Raw genomic sequence first — 17,742 nt, forward strand, 5'->3', positions numbered from 1 at the left:
TGTGGGGTAGCGTCGCCGCGCTGCGCGGAGAGGAGCGGGGCATGCGCGAGATCACCGTCCCACCAGTGGTTGTTGCGGCGCCCGTCGGCGGGCTCGCCGACGCCGTGTTCCACCATGCCCAGGAGGATCCCGGCCGGGTGGTGCTCGGACGCAAGACCGACGGGGTCTGGCGGGACGTGACCTCCGGGGAGCTCGCCGCCGAGGTGCTCGCGCTGGCGAAGGGGCTGCTGGCCCAGGGGGTCCGGTTCGGGGAGCGGGTCGCGGTGATGTCCCGGACCCGGTACGAGTGGACCCTGTTCGACTTCGCCCTGTGGGCGATCGGCGCCCAGCCCGTACCCGTCTACCCGACCTCCTCCGTCGAGCAGGTGCACTGGATCCTCCAGGACTCCGACTGCACCGCCTGCGTCGTCGAGGACGAGGACCAGGCCATGACCGTCGGGTCCGTCATCGAGCGGCTGCCGCACCTGCGGCGGCTGTGGCAGCTCGACGCCGGGGCGGTCGACGCGCTCGTCGCGGACGGCCGCGGGGTCGCCGAGGACCTGGTGCACCGGCACCGCGCCGCGGTCACCCCCGATGCCGTCGCCACCGTCATCTACACCTCGGGGACCACCGGCCGCCCCAAGGGCTGCGTGCTCACGCACGGCAATTTCATGTACGAGGCCGACACGATGGTGGCCCGCTGGGAGTCCGTCTTCCAGGCCGGGCCCGGGGAGCAGCCCTCCACCCTGCTCTTCCTGCCGCTCGCCCACGTCTTCGGGCGGATGGTGGAGGTGGCGGCCGTCCGGGCGCGGGTGAAGCTGGGGCACCAGCCGGTGCTGGCGGCGGCCGAGTTGCTGCCGGACCTCGCCGCGTTCAAGCCGACGTTCGTGCTGGGGGTCCCGTACGTCTTCGAGAAGGTCTTCGCGGCGGCCCGCCGCAAGGCGGAGGCTGAGGGGCGTACGGGCCCCTTCGACCGGGCGGTCGAGACGGCCGTACGGTACGCGGAGGCGCGCGAGCAGAAGGCGTTCGGGACCGGGCCGGGCCCCTCGGCGGGGCTGCGCATGGAACACCAGCTCTTCGAGAAGCTGGTGTACGGGAAGGTCCGCGAGGCGATGGGCGGCCGGGTGCGGCACGCCATGTCGGGCGGGTCGGCGATGTCGCGCCGCCTCGGGCTGTTCTTCGACGGGGCCGGGATCACGGTGTTCGAGGGCTACGGCCTGACCGAGTCCTGCGCGGCGGCCACCGCGAACCCGCCGGGCGCGACGAAGTACGGCACGGTGGGCCGGCCGATCCCGGGCAGTACGGTGCACATCGCCGAGGACGGGGAGGTGTGGCTGCACGGGAGCCACGTGTTCGCCGGGTACCTGAACGACCCGCGCTCCACGGAGGCGGTGCTGCGGGACGGCTGGCTGGCGACCGGGGACCTGGGGCGCCTCGACGAGGACGGGTACCTCACGATCACCGGGCGCAAGAAGGAGATCCTGGTGACGTCCAACGGCAAGAGCGTCTCGCCGACCGCCCTGGAGGAGCGGGTGCGTTCGCATCCGCTGGTCGCGCAGTGCGTACTGGTCGGCAACGACCGGCCGTACGTGGCCGCGCTGCTCACGCTGGACATGGAGGGGATTGCGCACTGGCTGTCGATGCGCGGGCGTCCGCAGCTGCCGGCGGCGCAGCTGGTCCACGACCCGGATCTGACGGCGGAGGTGCGGCGGGCGGTGGTGGCCGCGAACACGCTGGTCTCGCAGGCCGAGGCGATCCGCACCTTCCGGGTGCTGGCGGAGCAGTTCACGGAGGAACGGGGTCTGCTGACGCCCTCGCTGAAGCTGAAGCGGCGGGCGATCGAGAAGGCGTACGCGCAGGAGGTGGCGGCCCTCTACCAGCCCTGACGAGCGTCGACGCGCCCTCTCGCACGCTAGCTGACGATCCGTCATTTCTTCTCGTCAGCGATATTGACGAGTCGTCAGGTCGCGCACAGAATGCGGGGATTCCGACCGGAGGGGATCCCACCCATGCTGCGACCGATCCGCACCCTGGCCGCCGCGGCGGCGGCGCTCGCGCTCGTCTCCGCCTGCAACTCCGCCTCCACCAGCTCCTCCCCCGGCAAGCCCGGGAGCGCCGCCGGCAACTCCCGCGGCGTGAGCGCCGACTCGATCAAGGTCGGCGGGATCGTCTCCATGACCTCCGCCAGCGGGTACAGCAAGAAGGACACCGACCTCGGCGCGAAGGCCAGGTACCTGAGGGCCAACGCCGAGGGCGGGATCAACGGACGCAAGATCGACTACCGGGGTGCGGAGGACGACGGGCAGGACCCCGGCAAGAACCTGGCCGCCGCCCGCAAACTCGTCCAGCAGGACAAGGTCTTCGCGGTCGCCCCGATGAGCTCGGTCACCTTCTCGGGCGCCGACTTCCTGGAACAGGAGAAGGTCCCCACCTTCGGCTGGGGCACCCTGCCCTCCTTCTGCGGGCCCGAGTACATCTACGGGTTCAACGGCTGCCTGGTCCCCTCCCCCGGCGGCACCCTCAACCAGACCTGGCCCGAGGGCATCGGTCAGCTCCTCGGCGGCGCGCAGGGCAAGTCCGTCGCGGTCATCGCGAACGACAGCGACGCCGGGAAGTTCGGCATCCGCACCTTCCAGCAGGGCTTCGCCGCCGCCGGGTTCGAGGTCGCCTACGCCAAGGCCTCCGTACCCGCGACGGCGGTGCCGAGCGACTGGTCGGCGTACGTGAAGGAGATCCTGGAGAGCAACGGCGGCAAGGCCCCCGACGCCGTCGTCTCGGTCATGCAGACCCCCAACAACATCGGCCTGTTCACCGCGCTCAAGCGCAGCGGCTACCAGGGACTGCTCTCCGACCCGACCGACTACGACCCCGGACTGCTCGCCAAGGACGCGACCAAGCAGGCCCTCGACGGGGTGCACGTCCTGTTGCAGTTCCAGCCGTTCGAGTCGGCGGACCCGAAGATGGCGCAGTTCAAGGCCGACGTGAGGGCGGCCGCGGGCGGGCAGGACGTCCCGCTGAGCATGCACACGCTCACCGGGTACATGTCGGCCGACCTGTTCGTCTCCATTGCGCAGAAGGCGGGCAAGGACCTGACCGTCGAGTCCTTCCAGGCCGCCGCGCAGGGCTTCTCCGACACCGGCACGCTCGTCGGCGACCGCTCGGAGCCCAAGGGGCAGAAGGACAGCTTCGGCTGCGGGGCACTCGTCCAGCTGCGCGGCGGGGCGTACGAGGTCTCCGTACCCTTCTCGTGCCGCCGGCCCATCCCCTTCAAGTAGGGCCGCCGGCATGGGAGATCTGCTCGTCTTCGTGCTGAGCGGACTGGTCTCCGGCGCCCTGTACGCACTGCTGGCCACCGGGCTGGTGCTGTCGTACTCGGCGTCCGGGCTGTTCAACTTCGCGCACGGGGCCACCGCCTACCTGTGCGCGCTGACCTTCTACGAGGTGCACTCCGGGCTGGGCTGGCCGGCGGTCCCAGCGGCCCTGCTGGTCGTGTGCGTACTGGCCCCCGGGCTCGGATGGGGACTGGACCGGCTGATGTTCCGGCGGCTCGCGCGGGTCGGCGAGACGGCGCAGATCGTCGCCACGATCGGGCTGCTGGTGGCGCTGCCGGCGGCCGGGCTGTGGGCCGTGGAGCTGCTGGGGGACGCGGGCGCGCCGGTGAAGCCCGCGGAGAACCAGTTCGGGCTGCCGGGGGTGGGGCCGAGCCCGGCCCGGAGCTGGCAGCCGCTCGACGGGGTGGGCGTCGACTCCGACCAGCTGATCACGTGGGTGGTGACGGCGGTGGTGGCGGTGGGCCTGTGGGTGCTGATGCGGCACACGCGGCTGGGGCTGCGGCTGCGGGCCGCCGTCGACAACCGCTCGCTGACCGAGCTGCGCGGGATCAGCGCCGACCGGCTGTCTTCGGTGGCCTGGATGATCTCGTCCGCGCTGGCGGGGCTGGCGGGGGTGCTGGCGACGCCGCTGCTGGGGCTGTCGGCGCACGACTTCACCCTGTTCCTGTTCGTCTCGGCGACGGCGGCGGTGATCGGGCGGTTCGCGTCCGTGCCGCTCGCGTTCGCGGGCGGGCTGGGGCTCGGGGTACTGCAGAACCTGGTGGCCGGGTACGCCTCGTTCGCCGAGGGGATCACCGGGTTCCGGACGGCGGTGCCGTTCCTGATCCTGTTCGGCGGGCTGCTGGTGCTGGCCCGGCGGGGGCGGACGGCGGGGACCGCGGCGGGAGACGCGGGCGGCCCGGACGCGGCTCCCGCGGACCATCTGGCGGGGGCTTCGTGGGGCCGCCGATGGGGGGTGTGGGCGGTGGCCGCCGGGGCGTTGGGCGTGGCCTTCTACACCGTGACCACGCCGTTCTGGAGCGGGCTGCTCGCACAGGGGCTGGCCCTCGGCCTGGTGTTCATGTCCTTCACCGTGGTGACCGGGCTCGGGGCGATGGTCTCGCTGGCGCAGGGCACGTTCGTGACCGGGGCCGCGCTGGTGGCGGGGCTGCTGATGAGCCGGGGCTGGCCGTTCGTGGCGGCGCTGGCGGTGGGCACCTGCGTGGCGGCGGTGCTCGGGGCGCTGGTCGCACTGCCGGCGCTGCGGCTGGGCGGGCGGACGCTGGCCCTGGCGACGCTGGCGCTGGCGTTCCTCGCGGACCAGGTGCTGTTCCAGATGCGGTGGCTGCGGAACGGGGACTCCGGGTGGTCCGTCCCGCGGCCGGTGTTCGGGCCGGTGGACCTCGGCGACGACCGGGCGCTGGGGGTGGCGCTGGTGGTGGTCGTCGCGGTGTGCGGGGCCGGGCTGAGCGCGCTGCGGAACTCGCCCTCGGGGCGGGCGATGCTGGCCGTGCGGTCGGCGCCGGCCGCGGCGATGGCCTCGGGGGTGTCCGTCCTGCGGACGAAGCTGCTGCTGTTCACGGTGTCGGCGGGGCTGGCGGGATTCGGGGGCGTGCTGGTCGCTTCGTACAACACCCGGATCACGGCGACGGACTTCACCGCCATGACGGGGCTGGTGTGGCTGGCGGTGGTGGTGGCGGCGGGGGTGCGGCGGCCGCAGTACGCGGTGGTGGCGGGGCTGGTCTTCGCGGTGGCCCCGCGGGTCCTGGCGGACTACGCGACGGAGTCCGCGCACCTGCCGGTGATCCTGTTCGGGCTGGCGGGGCTGGCCTTGGCCAACGATCCGGACGGGTATTGCGCCGCGGTTCCGGTGCGGTGGGCGAGGCGGCGGGCCGGTGCCTACGGCGGGGGTGCCGGTGCCTCAGGCGGGGGTGCCGGTGCCTCAGGTGGAGGTACCGGTGCCTCAGGCCGGGGTACGGGGGCTGCCGGTGGAGGTACCGGTTCCTCGGGCGGGGGTACGGGGGCTGCCGGGCCGGAGCCGGAGCCTGGCCCTGCGGGACTCTCCCCCGCCCCGCCCCTTCCCGGAACCGGGCTGCGCCCGGAGCCCTTGCGGGGGCTCCGGCCCCGTACCCACGGGCCTCGGACGCCGGCCGGGCCGGCCGGGCCGGGCTCCGTCCTGGAGTTGCGCGGCGTCACCGCCGGGTACGACGGCGGGCTCGTCCTGCACGGGGTCGATCTCGCCGTCCGCAGGGGGGAGATCCTCGTCGTGCTCGGGCCGAACGGGGCCGGGAAGAGCACCGCCTGCCGGGTCGCCGCCGGCCTGCTGCCCGCCGAAGGCGGGGCGGTCCTCGTACGGGGGCGGGACGCGACCCGTGACGGGCCCGTGCGGCGGGCCCGGAGCGGGGTGCTGCTGGCCCCCGAGGGGCGGGGGATCTTCCCGGCGCTGACCGTCGAGGAGAACCTCGCGCTCCACCTCCGCGAGGCGGACGCGCGGACCTGCGTCTACGACCGCTTCCCCCGGCTCGCCGAGCGGCGCGGGGTGGCCGCCGGGGCCCTGTCCGGCGGTGAGCAGCAGATGCTGGCCCTCGCTCCGCTGCTCCAGCGGCCGCCCGAGGTGCTGATCGCCGACGAGCCGTCCATGGGGCTGGCCCCGCGGGTGGTGGAGGAGGTGTACGCGCTGCTCACCGAGCTCCGCGACGCCGGGGCCGCGCTGCTGCTCGTCGAGGAGAAGGCCGCCGGGATCCTCGGGGTCGCCGACACCGTCGCGTACCTCTCCCGGGGCCGGGTCACCTGGTGCGGGCCGCGCGCCGAGGTGGAGGCCGACCGGCTCACCGCGGCCTACCTGGGGAGGGCGACATGACGGCGGCGCCGTACGTACTGGAGGGCTCCGGCATCAGCGTCCGGTTCGGCGGCGTGAAGGCGCTGACCGGGGTGGACCTCGGGGTCCGGGCCGGGGAGGTGTGCGGGCTGATCGGCCCCAACGGGGCCGGGAAGACCACCCTGTTCGATGTCCTGTCCGGGATCCGGCGGCCCGACCGGGGGCGGATGCTGCTGGACGGGGCGGACATCACCCGCCGCTCCCCGGTCTGGCGGGCCCGGCACGGGATGCGCCGGACGTTCCAGCGGCAGCAGTTGTTCGGGCAGCTCAGCGTGGCCGAGAACCTCCTGGTCGCGCAGGAGTGGCGCGGCGGCGGGGGCGGCCTCGCCGCCGACCTCCTCGGGGCGCCGGCGCGGCGCCGGCGGGAGCGGGAACGGCGCGAGCGCGGCGAGCGGGTGCTGGCGTCCTGCGGGATCGGCGCGCTGGGGGCGGCGTACGCGGGCGGGCTGCCGGTCGGCCAGGCCCGCATGGTCGAGCTGGCCCGCGCGGTGGCCGATCCGCCGCGCGTGCTGCTGCTGGACGAGCCCGCGTCCGGTCTGTCGGCGCCCGAGCGCGAGCAGCTCGCGGGGGTCGTCCGGCGGCTGGCCGGGGAGGAGGGGTGCGCGGTGCTGCTGGTGGAGCACGACGTGGCGTTCGTCATGGAGCTCTGTACCCGGGTGGTGGTCCTGGACCTCGGCATCGTCCTCGCCGAGGGCTCACCGGCCGCAGTCCGGGCCGATCCGCTGGTCCGGGAGGCCTATCTGGGGGTGTCCTGACGGTGTGTCCGGTCCGGGTGGGCCGCCTCGGCGGGAATACGCTCGCGGGGGCGGCCGGCTGTCGCCCCTCGGACGCCCGTACGTCCGTAGGCCCGTACGTCCGTAGGCCCGTACGCCCGCCGGTCCGTACGTCCGTACACCCCGGTCCGTACGCTCCGGCCCGTACGCCCCAGCCCGTCGACCCGAGGGAACAGCAAGACGTGAACGACGTCCCCGCCATCCGGCTCAACAACGGCACGCCCATGCCCCAGCTCGGGTACGGCGTCTTCCAGGTACCGGACTCCGAGGCCGCGCAGGCGGTCGGGGCCGCGCTGGAGGCGGGGTACCGGAGCATCGACACGGCGGCCGCCTACCGCAACGAGACGGGCACCGGCCGGGCGATCGCCGCCTCCGGGCTGCCGCGCGAGGAGCTGTTCATCACCACCAAGCTGTGGAACGACCGCTCCCGCACCTGGCAGCGCGACGACGTGCTGCGCGCGCTGGACGGCTCCCTCGCCAAGCTGGGCCTCGACCACCTCGACCTGTACCTGATCCACTGGCCGCGCCCGATGCGCGACGACTTCCTCACCATCTGGAAGACCTTCGAGGAGATCGCGGAGAGCGGCCGCGCCCGCGCCGTCGGAGTGTCCAACTTCCGCCCCGCCGACCTGGAACGGCTCGGGGCCGAGAGCGCGCTGGTCCCGGCCGTGAACCAGATCGAGCTGCACCCGCTCTTCCCGCAGGCCGAGCTGCGCGCCCTGCACGCGAAGCTCGGCATCACCACCGAGGCCTGGTCCCCGCTCGGCCAGGGCAAGGAGCTGCTGACGCTCCCGGCCGTCGTCGAGACCGCCGCCCGGCACGGGCGCTCCCCCGCCCAGGTGGTGCTGCGCTGGCACCTGCAGCTCGGGAACGTCGTGATCCCCAAGTCGGTGACCCCGGCGCGGATCCGGGAGAACCTGGACGTGTTCGGCTTCGAGCTGGACGCCGACGACCTCGCCGCGCTGGACGCGCTGGGCCGGGGAGCCTCGGCCGGGCGGATCGGGCCGGACCCGGCCGAATTCGACATCTGAGCCCCGGATGAGCCTGCCCGACGGGGTCTACCGGATCCGGAACGTCGCCAGCGGCCTGCTGCTCCAGCTGGAGGGCAGCAGCCGGGTGGGCGTGGGCCCGGACGGGCCGCCCGCACCGCCAGCGGCCCGGCAGTGGCGGATCTCGCCGGTCCACAGCGGCGGCGGGATCGTGCACATCGTCAGCGTGCACAACGACAAGCGGCTGGACGTCGCGAACGCGTCGACGGAGAGCGGCACCCGGGTCCAGGTGTGGCGGGCGAACGCGTTCGGGGCGCAGGAGTGGATCGTCGAGGAGCACCTCGACGATCCCGGGGTGGTGTCCCTGATCGCCTGCATCAGCGGCCTGCCGCTGGAGGCGGACGAGGAGGGCCGGGCCCGCCAGTGCGAGGACAGCGACTCCCCCGCCCAGTGGTGGCGGCTGGACCCCGCCTGAGGAGGTGGCGGACCCCACCCGCGCGGACGTGTCAGCTCGCCCCATGTGCGGGGGCGAGGGCCTCGACGCGCTCGGCGAGCGCGAAGTCGGCGCCGGTGACGGCGTCACCCGCGCTGTGCGTGTTCACGGACACCCGGACCGTGTTGTAGCCGAGGGTCAGGTCGGAGTGATGGTTCAACTCGTCCTGGACCGAGGCGATGTGGGCCACGAGGGCGCTCGCCGCGAAGTGGGTGCCCACCCGGTACGTGCGGATGATCCGGTCGTCCTCGAAGGCCCAGCCGGGGAGCTCCCGCAACCGGTCCTCGATCTCCTTCTGCGAAAGCGGCTCGTCTGCCATCGGCATGCTCCTTCACCGTTCGGACCCGACTTCTGACGTGGAGTCAAGGTTCCCACAGCGCACGCCGGAGGGAAGGTTTCGCGCCATAGTGCGTGCGGGTACTTCCGCGCCTTCCGGGCCGGGGGTGACGCCCCTATGCTCCTGCGCCGGACGTGACCGTTACCGCCGGTAACGCATAGCTGGACGAACACGTCCCGGACGAAGGGGCTTCCTCATGGCGCGCACGGGCAGTTCGAGACGTACGTTCATCGCCGGCGCGGGGGCGGCGGCCACCGCCGGGGCGCTGGGAGCCACCGGGGCCCTGGCCGCCCCCGCCCACGCCCAGACGCCCGCCCCCGCCCAGGCCCGGACCGGGTCCCCGGGCACCGCCGGCCGCCGGGTCGCTGTCCTCGGCGGCGGGGTCGCCGGACTCACCGCCGCCCACGAACTCGCCGAGCGCGGCTACGCCGTCACCGTGTACGAGCGCCGCGCGCTCGGCGGCAAGGCCCGCAGCATGGACGTCCCCGGCAGCGCCCGCGGCGGCCGCCGGCCGCTGCCCGCCGAGCACGGCTTCCGCTTCATCCCGGGCATTTACCACAACCTGCCCGACACCATGCGGCGCATCCCGTTCCCCGGCAACGCCCACGGCGTGTGGGACAACCTCGTCGCGCCGCCCGAGATGATGTTCGCCCGGGCCGCCGGCCGCGAGGACCTGCGCGCGCCCATCCCCTGGCCGGGTCACTCCCCCGCCGCGCTGACGCCCGACGAGATCCGCCGCGCCCTGACCGGCATCCTCCAGTCGCTGGTCCGGCTGCCGCCGCACGAGACCGCGTACTTCGTCGACCGCGTGCTGGTCTTCCTCACCAGCTGCGACGAGCGCCGCGACGAGGTCTGGGAGAACACCCCCTGGTGGGAGTTCGTACGGGCCGAGCAGATGTCGAACGAGTACCAGCGCATCCTCGCCGTCGGCATCACCCGCAACATCGTCGCGACCAAGGCCGAGGAGGCATCGACCCGCACCGTCGGCACCCTGGGCGAGGCCTTCGTCTTCAACGCCCTCGGACGCGGGGCGGACGGGCCGCCGGACCGGATCCTCAACCTGCCGACGAACGAGGCCTGGATCGACCCCTGGGAGGCCCATCTGCGCACGCTCGGCGTGGAGTTCAGGATCGGCTGGACGGTGCAGGACGTGCAGTACGGGAACGGCCGCGTGAGCGGGGTCGGGGTCCTGGACCCGGCCGGGGTCCGGCAGACCGTCACCGCCGACCACTACGTCAGCGCGCTGCCGGTCGAGCACGCCCGGCGCACCTGGAGCGCCGGGCTGCGGGCGGCGGACCCGATGCTGGGCCGCTGCGACCGGCTGGAGACGGACTGGATGACCGGCATCCAGTTCTACCTCACCGAGCGTGCGCCCCTCGTCCACGGGCACCTCAACTGCATCGACTCCCCTTGGTCGTTGACGGCGATCCAGCAGGCCGAGCACTGGCCGGCCCGCGACTTCCCGGCCGACTACGGGGACGGGGTGGCGGTCGACTGCCTGTCGGTGGACATCTCGGACTGGGACAAGCCGGGGATCCTGTACGGGAAGACGGCCAAGCAGTGCACCCGCGACGAGGTCGCCCGCGAGGTGTGGGCGCAGCTCAAGGCCTCCCTCAACGACACCGGGAAGACCCTGCTGACCGACCGCACCCTGCACTCGTGGTTCCTGGACCCGGGCGTGGACGGGCTCGGCACCCCGAACCCGACCAACCAGGACCAGCTGCTGATCCACCCCACGGGCACCTTCCACAACCGGCCGAGCGCGGCCACCCGCATCCCCAACTTCTTCCTCAGCGGGGACTACGTGGCCGTCGACATCGACCTCGCGACGATGGAGGGCGCCAACGCCTCGGCCCGGGCCGCCGTCAACGCCCTGCTGGAGCGGGACGGTTCACCGGCGCAGCGGTGCGCGGTCCTGCCGATGTACCGGTCCCCGGAGGTGGAGTCCTTCAAGCGCCACGACCTGTGGCGCCACCGGCTCGGCCTGCGCAACGTCTTCGACCTGGGCTGAGCCGCGGCGTGCGCACGCTCCGCTAACGTCGTGCGCATGACCTCGACCCCGTCCGTAGGAGCCCTGCTGCGCACCTGGCGGGAGCGGCGCGGCATCAGCCAGCTGGAGCTGGCGGGCCGCGCCGACTCCTCGTCCCGGCACATCAGCTTCATCGAGACCGGCCGGTCCCGGCCGAGCAAGGAGATGGTCCTGCGGCTCGCGGACCACCTCGACGTACCGGTCCGCGAACGCAACGCGCTGCTGCTCGCGGCCGGTTACGCCCCGCACTACGCGCAGACCCCGCTGGACGACCCGTCGATGGGGACGCTGCGCGAGGGCCTGGAGCGGCTGCTGACCGGCTACGAGCCGTATCCGGCGCTTGTCGTGGACGCCACGTACGGCGTCGTCGCGGCCAACCGCGGCATCGCGATGCTGCTCGACGGGCTGCCCCGGCACCTGCTGGTCCCGCCGCTGAACGCCATGCGGATCACCCTGCATCCGGAGGGCCTCGCCCCGCGGATCCGCAACCTCCCGGAGTGGCGCGGGCACCTGCTGGCCCAGATGGAGCGGCAGATCGCGCTGTCCCGCTCGGCGCCGCTGCGCGCGCTGTACGAGGAGGTGTCCGCGTATCCGGCCGAAGCCGGGCCGCGGGACGCCGGGGCAGGCGACGGACCCGGTGAGGGCGCCGCGTCCATCGCGCTGCCGCTGCTGATCGAGCACGACGGACACCTGCTCTCCTTCGTGTCCTCCATCGCGACGTTCAACACGCCGATGGACGTGACCGTCGCCGAACTGGCCATCGAGACGCTGCTGCCGGCCGACCCGGCGACGGCGAAGTACCTGCGCTCGCTGGGGCCCTGAGGCCCCGGTCCGCAGCGCCGACCAGGAGACGGGCCCCGGGGCCGAGTGCGCGGCTCCGGAACCCGTTGCCCCCACTGTGCCGCCGCCTCCCGCCGCGGTCGATTACCTCCGCGGTCATGCCGGTTCCGGTGGTGGGTGCGGCGGCACGTGGCGTGCCAACCTTCTTTGACTCACATCGCAAGAAAGGTTGGGATTCGCCTGTTTCGGCGACGGGCGGAGGGCTACGCTGCACCCAGCCGAAGCCCTCGAACGTCCTCTCGACATACGGAGAACCTCACGGTGCCAGCCGCCGACCGACCCGATCTGGCCTCCGTGTGGGCCCGCGTCGCGTCATCGGCCGAGCGGAGCGGCCGGGATCCGGCCGAGGTGCTGTGCCCGGAGCGGCTGAGCCGGCTGTGCGGGGTCGAACCCGCGCTCATCCCGCAGGTCGTGGCCGGGACCGCACCCGAAGTACCCCTGTGCCTGCGGGTGCACCGGCGCTTCCTGCGGTTGCGGGCCACCCGCCGCGACAAGCACGGCCGGGAGTGGTCGCTGGCCGCCATCGCGGAGGACTTCCAGGCGCCCGGCGCCTCCCTCGGCCCCCTCAACGCGGGCACCGGACTGCCCCGGCTCGGCCACGCGGCGGGCGTGCAGCGGTTCTTCGGGGTCTACGCCGGCTTCCTCCTCGCGGACAGCCAGTGCGCCGTGGAACACGCCCTCTCCACCGCAGGCCCCGACGCCTCGGCGGACCTCGGGCACCTCTCGTACCTGACGGGCATGGACCCGCAGGACATCCGGCTCACCCTCGACGGCAGACCGCCACGGCTGCCGCTGAAGGAGCAGGTCCGGCGGCGCTTCGAGCACCTGCGGCGCACCCGGCCGCGCGCGGACGGCCAGGCCCACTCCCTCGCCGCCATCGCCCACTCCTTCTACGCGTCGGGGCAGTCGCTGACCCGCCTCGCGCGCGGCGAGGGCCTGCCCAACCTCGCGGCGGCCGCCGGGATCCAGCGCTTCTACGGGGTCGACGGCGGCTTCCTGCTGGCCGACGACAGCGAGGCGCTCGCCACCGCCCTCGCCGGGATCGAGCACGAGCTGGAAACCGCCGAACGCAGCACGGAGAACCCGATGCTGGCCGTCCTGCGGGCGCACGATGTACGGAGCATCGTCACGCGCGCCGGGCGGCTCTCCCCGGCGGGCTGGAAGTCACTGGCCGACCACCTCGACGACCTGCTGGCACGCGAGGGACAGCTGACACGCGAGAGCGCGGGCCGCACGGCGGTGCCGGACGACCGTAAGGCTGCCGAGGGGGGAGCACCATGAGGACCACACGCACCATGCGGAAACTCGGCGGAGATCTGCTGGCGGAAGCGCGTCTGGCGCGGCCGGCCGATGCCGCCGGGATCATCGGGAGCCTGTGCGCCGCGTACGGCCGCAGGCGCGGCGGCCGGCCGGTGGAGTTCCGGTTCGCCGGATTCCCGCCCGACACGGCCAGCGGGCTGTGGCTGGAGATGGAAGAGCGCGACCTGCTCGTCATCGAGGAGCGCACCCGGCCCGAGCACCAACTCGTGATCGCCTGCCACGAGTTATGGCACCTGGAGGAAGGCACCTGCGACAGCCACGGCCCGGGCATGGCCGTGGCGGCCCGGCTCACCGGAGACCGGGGCGACCTCGCGGAGTTACTCCACTCGGAGACCGGACTGGGCAGCGTGGTCCGGCAGGCGGCCGCTCGCGCCGACCGGGAGGATCCGGCGGAGATCCGGGCCGAGACCTTCGGCCTGTACCTCGGCCAAGTCCTCAAGGCGTACTTGCCGGAGCCCCGCGAGGAGCGGTTCCCCGAGGCGATCGAGCGCATCAAGACCTCGCTCGGATGGGGCCGTTGAGACAGGCCCCCGCGGCGTACCGATGACGCCCCGGCGACCGGCGCCTCCCCCTCCCGACGCACCTCACGCGCGCCGCTGCCCCCGCACGGCCCTGACAGAGAGCACCACGATGACCCAGTCCTCCCCGCCCCGCCACGCCGTCGTCATCGGCGGCAGCATGGCCGGCCTGCTCGCGGCGGCCGTGCTCGCCGAGCACGCGACGGTCACGATCATCGACGCCGACACGCTGCCCGACAGCCCGGCGCCGCGGCGCGGACTCCCGCAGGCCCGCCACGTCCACGTCATGTGGTCGGGCGGGGCGCGCGCCATCGAGAAGATACTCCCGGGCATCACCGACGCGTGGACGGCGGCCGGCGCGATCCGCCGCAGCCTGCCCACCGACCTGGTCACCATGACCGCCCAGGGCTGGATCCCGCGGTGCGGGGAGAAGCAGTTCAACATCTCGTGCAGCCGCGACCTCCTCGACGCGGTGGTCCGCGCCCGGGTGACCGGCCTGCGCGGTGTCACCACGCTCCAGCGGAGCCGCGTACGGGCCCTGGAGGGCACGGCGGCCCGCGTCACCGGCGTCCGCGTCGACACCCCCGGGGAGCAGGACCGGCTGGTGACCGCCGACCTCGTGGTCGACGCGAGCGGGCGCGGCTCCCGGGCCCGGGCCTGGCTCCAGGAGCTGGGGGTCGGCGGGATCAGACAGGCCCAGGTCGACTCCGGCCTGGTGTACGCGACACGGATCTTCGAAGCCCCCGCCGGGGCGCACGAGATGGGCTTCCCGATCGTCAACGTGCAGTCCGACCCGCGGGTGTACGTACCCGGCCAGACCGCGACGATCGTCCCCATCGAGAACGGCCAGTGGCAGGCCACCCTGTCCGGCACCCGCGGCGGCCAGCCCACCGGCGACCCCGAGCGGTTCATCCCGTTCGCCAAGGGCCTGCGCGACCCGATCGTCGGCGAGCTCCTCGCCGGCAGGAAGCCCCTGAGCGACATAGCCGTCACCCAGGGCACCGCCAACCGCCGGGTCTACTTCGAGAAGGCGGACCTGCCCGACGGGTTCTTCGCCGTCGGCGACTCCGTCGCCACCTTCAACCCGCTGTACGGGCAGGGCATGACCGTCGCCGCGCAGGGGCTGCTGGCCGTACGGACCCTGCTGCGCACCCAGGGGCTCGCCCATCCCTCCTTCGGCCGCGAGGCGCAGCGCGCGCTCGTCCCGCAGGTGTCCACCGCCTGGGAGCTCGCCACCTCGCAGGACATCCTGTACCCGGGGGCCACCGGCATGAAGCCGCGGGCCGGTCTCGGGCTGCTCAACGCGTACGTCAACCGGCTGATGACCGGGGCCACCACGCGGGAGGCGCTGACCGCCGCGTTCCTCCAGGTCATCACCATGAGCAGCACCCCCGCGTACTGGCTGCGCCCCTCGGTGGTCTGGCGGGTGCTGCGCGCCTCGGACCAGGGCGCGCTGAAGGCGCCGCCGCTGACCGCGGCGGAGCGGGCCGTCGCGGGCCTCGACCAGGGGTCCGGACCGGTCGATCCCGTGGGACCCGTCGGTCAGGCGCGATGAACGACGGTCTCATCCTCTACGTTCCCGGGTCGGTGATGATCCTGGCGCTGCTGATCAAAGCGCCGACCCTGCGCCGGGGCTGGGACCAGCCGCTCATGCGGGCCGTGTGCACCCTGCTCGTCGTCGGCTGCCTCGTCATGTTCCTGGCGGCGCCGCCGACGATCTCCGCGGTCAACCGGCTCACCGGGATCGTCAACTTCTCGGCCCCACTGGTGTACAGCGTGCTGACCGCGTTCTCGGGCTCGTGCATCGTCCTGGTCCTGCAGTGGGGCGGTGGCCCGCCCGCCGTCGTACGCCGGGCCACCCGGCTGACGGTGGCCGTGTTCGGCGCCGTCACGCTGCTCATCGTCGTCCTGTTCACGATCGGCGACGCGCCCGTGGAGCGCCTGCGCGACCTGGACACGTACTACGCGAACACGCCCTGGCTGCGCGAGATGATCGTCTGCTACCTGCTCGCGCACACCGTGGGCAGTTCGACGCTGACCCTGCTGTGCTGGAAGTGGCTGCTGCGCGTGCGCCCCTCGCTGCGTCCGCTGCGCACCGGACTGGCCCTGATCGTGCTCGGCGGGGTGCTGGACCTGTGCTACCTGGTCGCGAAGTGGGCGGCGGTCGGCGCCCGCTGGGCGGGCCGTGACTGGGACGGCCTGTCCACGTACGTGGCCCCGCCGTTCGCCTCCGCCGCCGCGCTGATGGTGGGCTCGGGGTTCATCGTCCCGCTGGTCGGCGGCTCGGCGGCCTGGCGGGACTTCAGCCGGTACCGGCGGCTGCACCCGCTGTGGAAGGCGCTGCGCGGCTTCGCCGCGTCGAGCGTGACGACGGTGCCGCTGACCTGGTGGTCGCCGATCGGGATCCGGCTGATCCACCGCGAATCGGTGATCGACGACGGGATCCTGGCCCTGGCCTGCTGGTTCGACCCGGCCGTACGGGGCGCCGCGTACGAGGCCGCCCTCGGCCAGGGCCTGTGCGAGTCGCGGGCTTCGGTCGTGGCCGACGCGGCCATGCTCGCCGCGGCCTGCCGGCGCCGGGAGGCGGCCGCGGCCGCCGAAGCCGCCGAAGCCGCCGACCGGGTGGCCGCGGCCGACCAGGGGCTGCCCGAGCCGTACCGGCTGGACTCCCGGCCGCTGGCCGCACTGGCCCGGGAGTTCCGCACCTCCCCCATCGTGGCGGCCGTACGGCGGGACCCGGCCGCGCTCTGAGGCTCTGGGGCCCGCGGCGGCCGGCGCGGGCGGCGGACGCCCGCGGCCCGGACCGGGGGCGGGCTGCCCGCCCGCGGCCCGCACCGTCGGCGGGCCGCCCGCGCCGGTCTCAGCCGACGAGGGCGTCCTCGGGCTCGGGATTGCGGGCGAGCCAGGCCCCGTACGCCCGTACCCGGCGCCAGTGCTGGAGCTGGTCGAGGGCGAACGTGGCCCGCGGGGAGGCCTCCGGGCGCGGCTCCAGTCCGCGCGCCAGCCGGTGCAGCTGGAACCGTACGAAGGCCAGCAGCGCGGCGCCGGCCAGGTCCCGGTCCTTCCACCGCAGCCGCTCCACGAGCACCCGTACGTCTTCCCCGGCGCGCCAGCGGGCCGGCAGGTCGGGGCGGAACGCCAGCGCCGAGGCGAGCCCGACGACGGACACCCCGCGCGCCAGGACCTTCCGCGCGGTCTCCTGCCGGCCTATCCCGCCGGTCAGCATCAGCGGCATCGTGGCCGCGTCCAGGAACTGCTCGGCGAAGGAGAGGAAGTACGCCTCCCGCTCAAGGGTGCGCAGATCGGCGGTGCGGCCCAGGGTCGCGGGGCTCTCGACGCTGCCGCCGGACAGTTCGACCAGGTCGACGCCGAGGCCGCCGAGGGCCGCGAGGACCTGCGCCGCGTCCTCGGTGTCGAAGCCGCCGCGCTGGAAGTCGGCGGTGTTGAGCTTGACGCCGACCGCGAAGCCGGGGCCGGCCTGCGCGCGGACGGCCCGGACGACCTCGGTGAGCAGCCGGACCCGGTTCTCCAGGCCGCCGCCCCAGCGGTCGGTGCGCCGGTTGACCAGCGGGGAGAGGAACTGGCTGATCAGGTAGCCGTGGGCGGCGTGGATCTGCACCCCGTCGAACCCGGCCTCCTCGGCCCGCCGGGCCGTGACGGCGAACCGGGCGACGGTGGCCTCGATGTCCGCCTCGGTCATCGCGGTGGGGCGGGCGAAGCGCTTGGTGTGCTTGCCGAGGCTCACCCCTATGTCGGAAGGTGCCCAGGCCGTGCCAGGCATCTCGGAGCCGACCTGCCGGCCCGGGTGGTTGATCTGCATCCAGACCCGGCCGCCGCCACCGGACGCGGCCTCGGCCCAGCGGCGGAAGGGGGCGAGCGGGGAGCGGGCGTCGAGGACGATGGTGCCCGGCGCGGTCAGCGCCCGGCGGTCGACCATCACGTTCCCGGTGATCAGGAGTCCGGCGCCGCCCCGCGCCCAGCGGCGGTAGAGGCGCTCGATGCGCTCGTCCGGGAGCTGGCCGGCCCCGGCGAGGCTCTCCTCCATGGCCGCCTTCGCGAGGCGGTTCGGCAGGGTGGTGCCGTTGGGCAGCTCCAGTGGCGTGAACAGGTCCATCAGCAGTCTCCCCAGGAAACGTGTTGCACGTGTCATCGCGCGCCCCGGCGCAAAAGATACCGCCCGCTCCCCGGCGCCCGTCAGGCTCCGGCCGCAAGATTCCGGACACCCCGGAACGCGGAACGCCCCGGGCCGAGGGGCCCGGGGCGTCACCCGTACGG

At 73.9% G+C, this 17,742-nt stretch carries 14 protein-coding genes; 12 read left to right on the forward strand and 2 right to left on the reverse strand.

Annotated features, from left to right (window positions below; translation table 11 throughout):
• Positions 1-41: 41 nt before the first annotated feature.
• From ADK52_RS11330 to ADK52_RS11355, 6 genes are all read left to right on the forward strand, one after another.
• Positions 42-1,865, forward strand: coding sequence for an AMP-dependent synthetase/ligase (locus ADK52_RS11330; RefSeq protein WP_053689630.1), 1,824 nt, complete (start codon positions 42-44; stop codon positions 1,863-1,865).
• Between the two features lie 123 nt (positions 1,866-1,988).
• Entirely contained in the window at positions 1,989-3,254 is a 1,266-nt protein-coding gene (locus ADK52_RS11335; protein WP_053689631.1) for an ABC transporter substrate-binding protein, read from the forward strand.
• A gap of 10 nt (positions 3,255-3,264) precedes the next feature.
• Positions 3,265-6,150: an ABC transporter permease subunit gene (locus tag ADK52_RS11340; protein WP_053689632.1), complete on the forward strand. Its 2,886-nt coding sequence runs from the start codon at positions 3,265-3,267 to the stop codon at positions 6,148-6,150.
• The gene (locus ADK52_RS11345) at positions 6,147-6,923 is read left to right on the forward strand and encodes an ABC transporter ATP-binding protein (RefSeq protein ID WP_053689633.1); all 777 of its coding nucleotides are present in this window, start codon (positions 6,147-6,149) and stop codon (positions 6,921-6,923) included. Before ADK52_RS11340 ends, ADK52_RS11345 begins: the two co-directional genes overlap by 4 nt.
• A gap of 200 nt (positions 6,924-7,123) precedes the next feature.
• Complete coding sequence (locus ADK52_RS11350) at positions 7,124-7,972, forward strand: aldo/keto reductase (protein ID WP_053689634.1); 849 nt, start codon at positions 7,124-7,126, stop codon at positions 7,970-7,972.
• A 7-nt stretch (positions 7,973-7,979) separates the two neighbouring features.
• The gene (locus tag ADK52_RS11355; protein ID WP_053689635.1) at positions 7,980-8,405 is read left to right on the forward strand and encodes an RICIN domain-containing protein; all 426 of its coding nucleotides are present in this window, start codon (positions 7,980-7,982) and stop codon (positions 8,403-8,405) included.
• A gap of 31 nt (positions 8,406-8,436) precedes the next feature.
• Here ADK52_RS11355 and ADK52_RS11360 read toward each other — a convergent pair whose 3' ends face one another.
• Positions 8,437-8,742, reverse strand: a complete 306-nt coding sequence (locus ADK52_RS11360; protein WP_053689636.1) for a 4a-hydroxytetrahydrobiopterin dehydratase — start codon at positions 8,740-8,742, stop codon at positions 8,437-8,439.
• 214 nt (positions 8,743-8,956) lie between these two features.
• On the opposite strand from ADK52_RS11360, the gene ADK52_RS11365 reads away from it, so the two are divergent.
• The 6 genes from ADK52_RS11365 (at position 8,957) to ADK52_RS11390 (ending at position 16,218) form a co-directional block, all read left to right on the forward strand.
• Positions 8,957-10,771, forward strand: a complete 1,815-nt coding sequence (locus ADK52_RS11365; RefSeq protein ID WP_053689637.1) for a hydroxysqualene dehydroxylase — start codon at positions 8,957-8,959, stop codon at positions 10,769-10,771.
• A gap of 36 nt (positions 10,772-10,807) precedes the next feature.
• Positions 10,808-11,611, forward strand: coding sequence for a helix-turn-helix domain-containing protein (locus tag ADK52_RS11370; RefSeq protein ID WP_053689638.1), 804 nt, complete (start codon positions 10,808-10,810; stop codon positions 11,609-11,611).
• Between the two features lie 279 nt (positions 11,612-11,890).
• Positions 11,891-12,910 carry a hypothetical protein gene (locus ADK52_RS11375; RefSeq protein ID WP_053689639.1) on the forward strand — a complete coding sequence of 340 codons (1,020 nt, stop codon included), beginning with the start codon at positions 11,891-11,893 and terminating at the stop codon, positions 12,908-12,910.
• Positions 12,907-13,470 carry a toxin-antitoxin system, toxin component gene (locus tag ADK52_RS11380; protein WP_147419994.1) on the forward strand — a complete coding sequence of 188 codons (564 nt, stop codon included), beginning with the start codon at positions 12,907-12,909 and terminating at the stop codon, positions 13,468-13,470. Before ADK52_RS11375 ends, ADK52_RS11380 begins: the two co-directional genes overlap by 4 nt.
• Before the next feature lie 109 nt (positions 13,471-13,579).
• The gene (locus ADK52_RS11385) at positions 13,580-15,022 is read left to right on the forward strand and encodes an NAD(P)/FAD-dependent oxidoreductase (RefSeq protein ID WP_053689641.1); all 1,443 of its coding nucleotides are present in this window, start codon (positions 13,580-13,582) and stop codon (positions 15,020-15,022) included.
• Positions 15,019-16,218 (forward strand): MAB_1171c family putative transporter, encoded by a 1,200-nt coding sequence (locus ADK52_RS11390; protein WP_053689642.1) that lies wholly within the window; start codon positions 15,019-15,021, stop codon positions 16,216-16,218. The genes ADK52_RS11385 and ADK52_RS11390 overlap by 4 nt, the downstream gene beginning before the upstream one ends.
• 109 nt (positions 16,219-16,327) lie before the next feature.
• On the opposite strand, the gene ADK52_RS11395 is transcribed toward ADK52_RS11390, so the two are convergent.
• Complete coding sequence (locus tag ADK52_RS11395) at positions 16,328-17,581, reverse strand: NADH:flavin oxidoreductase/NADH oxidase family protein (protein ID WP_053689643.1); 1,254 nt, start codon at positions 17,579-17,581, stop codon at positions 16,328-16,330.
• Between the last annotated feature and the right edge of the window lie 161 nt (positions 17,582-17,742).

It is taken from the genome of Streptomyces sp. WM6372 (assembly GCF_001279655.1).
In the GTDB taxonomy this organism is placed as follows: Bacteria; Actinomycetota; Actinomycetes; order Streptomycetales; family Streptomycetaceae; genus Streptomyces.

What these genes read in the sequence shown, in the direction of transcription:
- ADK52_RS11330 (WP_053689630.1), top strand. Translation starts at nt 42, where the DNA reads ATGCGCGAGATCACCGTCCCACCAGTGGTTGTTGCGGCGCCCGTCGGC.
- ADK52_RS11335 (WP_053689631.1), top strand. Translation starts at nt 1,989, where the DNA reads ATGCTGCGACCGATCCGCACCCTGGCCGCCGCGGCGGCGGCGCTCGCG.
- ADK52_RS11340 (WP_053689632.1), top strand. Translation starts at nt 3,265, where the DNA reads ATGGGAGATCTGCTCGTCTTCGTGCTGAGCGGACTGGTCTCCGGCGCC.
- ADK52_RS11345 (WP_053689633.1), top strand. Translation starts at nt 6,147, where the DNA reads ATGACGGCGGCGCCGTACGTACTGGAGGGCTCCGGCATCAGCGTCCGG.
- ADK52_RS11355 (WP_053689635.1), top strand. Translation starts at nt 7,980, where the DNA reads ATGAGCCTGCCCGACGGGGTCTACCGGATCCGGAACGTCGCCAGCGGC.
- ADK52_RS11360 (WP_053689636.1), bottom strand. Translation starts at nt 8,742, where the DNA reads ATGGCAGACGAGCCGCTTTCGCAGAAGGAGATCGAGGACCGGTTGCGG.
- ADK52_RS11365 (WP_053689637.1), top strand. Translation starts at nt 8,957, where the DNA reads ATGGCGCGCACGGGCAGTTCGAGACGTACGTTCATCGCCGGCGCGGGG.
- ADK52_RS11370 (WP_053689638.1), top strand. Translation starts at nt 10,808, where the DNA reads ATGACCTCGACCCCGTCCGTAGGAGCCCTGCTGCGCACCTGGCGGGAG.
- ADK52_RS11380 (WP_147419994.1), top strand. Translation starts at nt 12,907, where the DNA reads ATGAGGACCACACGCACCATGCGGAAACTCGGCGGAGATCTGCTGGCG.
- ADK52_RS11385 (WP_053689641.1), top strand. Translation starts at nt 13,580, where the DNA reads ATGACCCAGTCCTCCCCGCCCCGCCACGCCGTCGTCATCGGCGGCAGC.
- ADK52_RS11390 (WP_053689642.1), top strand. Translation starts at nt 15,019, where the DNA reads ATGAACGACGGTCTCATCCTCTACGTTCCCGGGTCGGTGATGATCCTG.
- ADK52_RS11395 (WP_053689643.1), bottom strand. Translation starts at nt 17,581, where the DNA reads ATGGACCTGTTCACGCCACTGGAGCTGCCCAACGGCACCACCCTGCCG.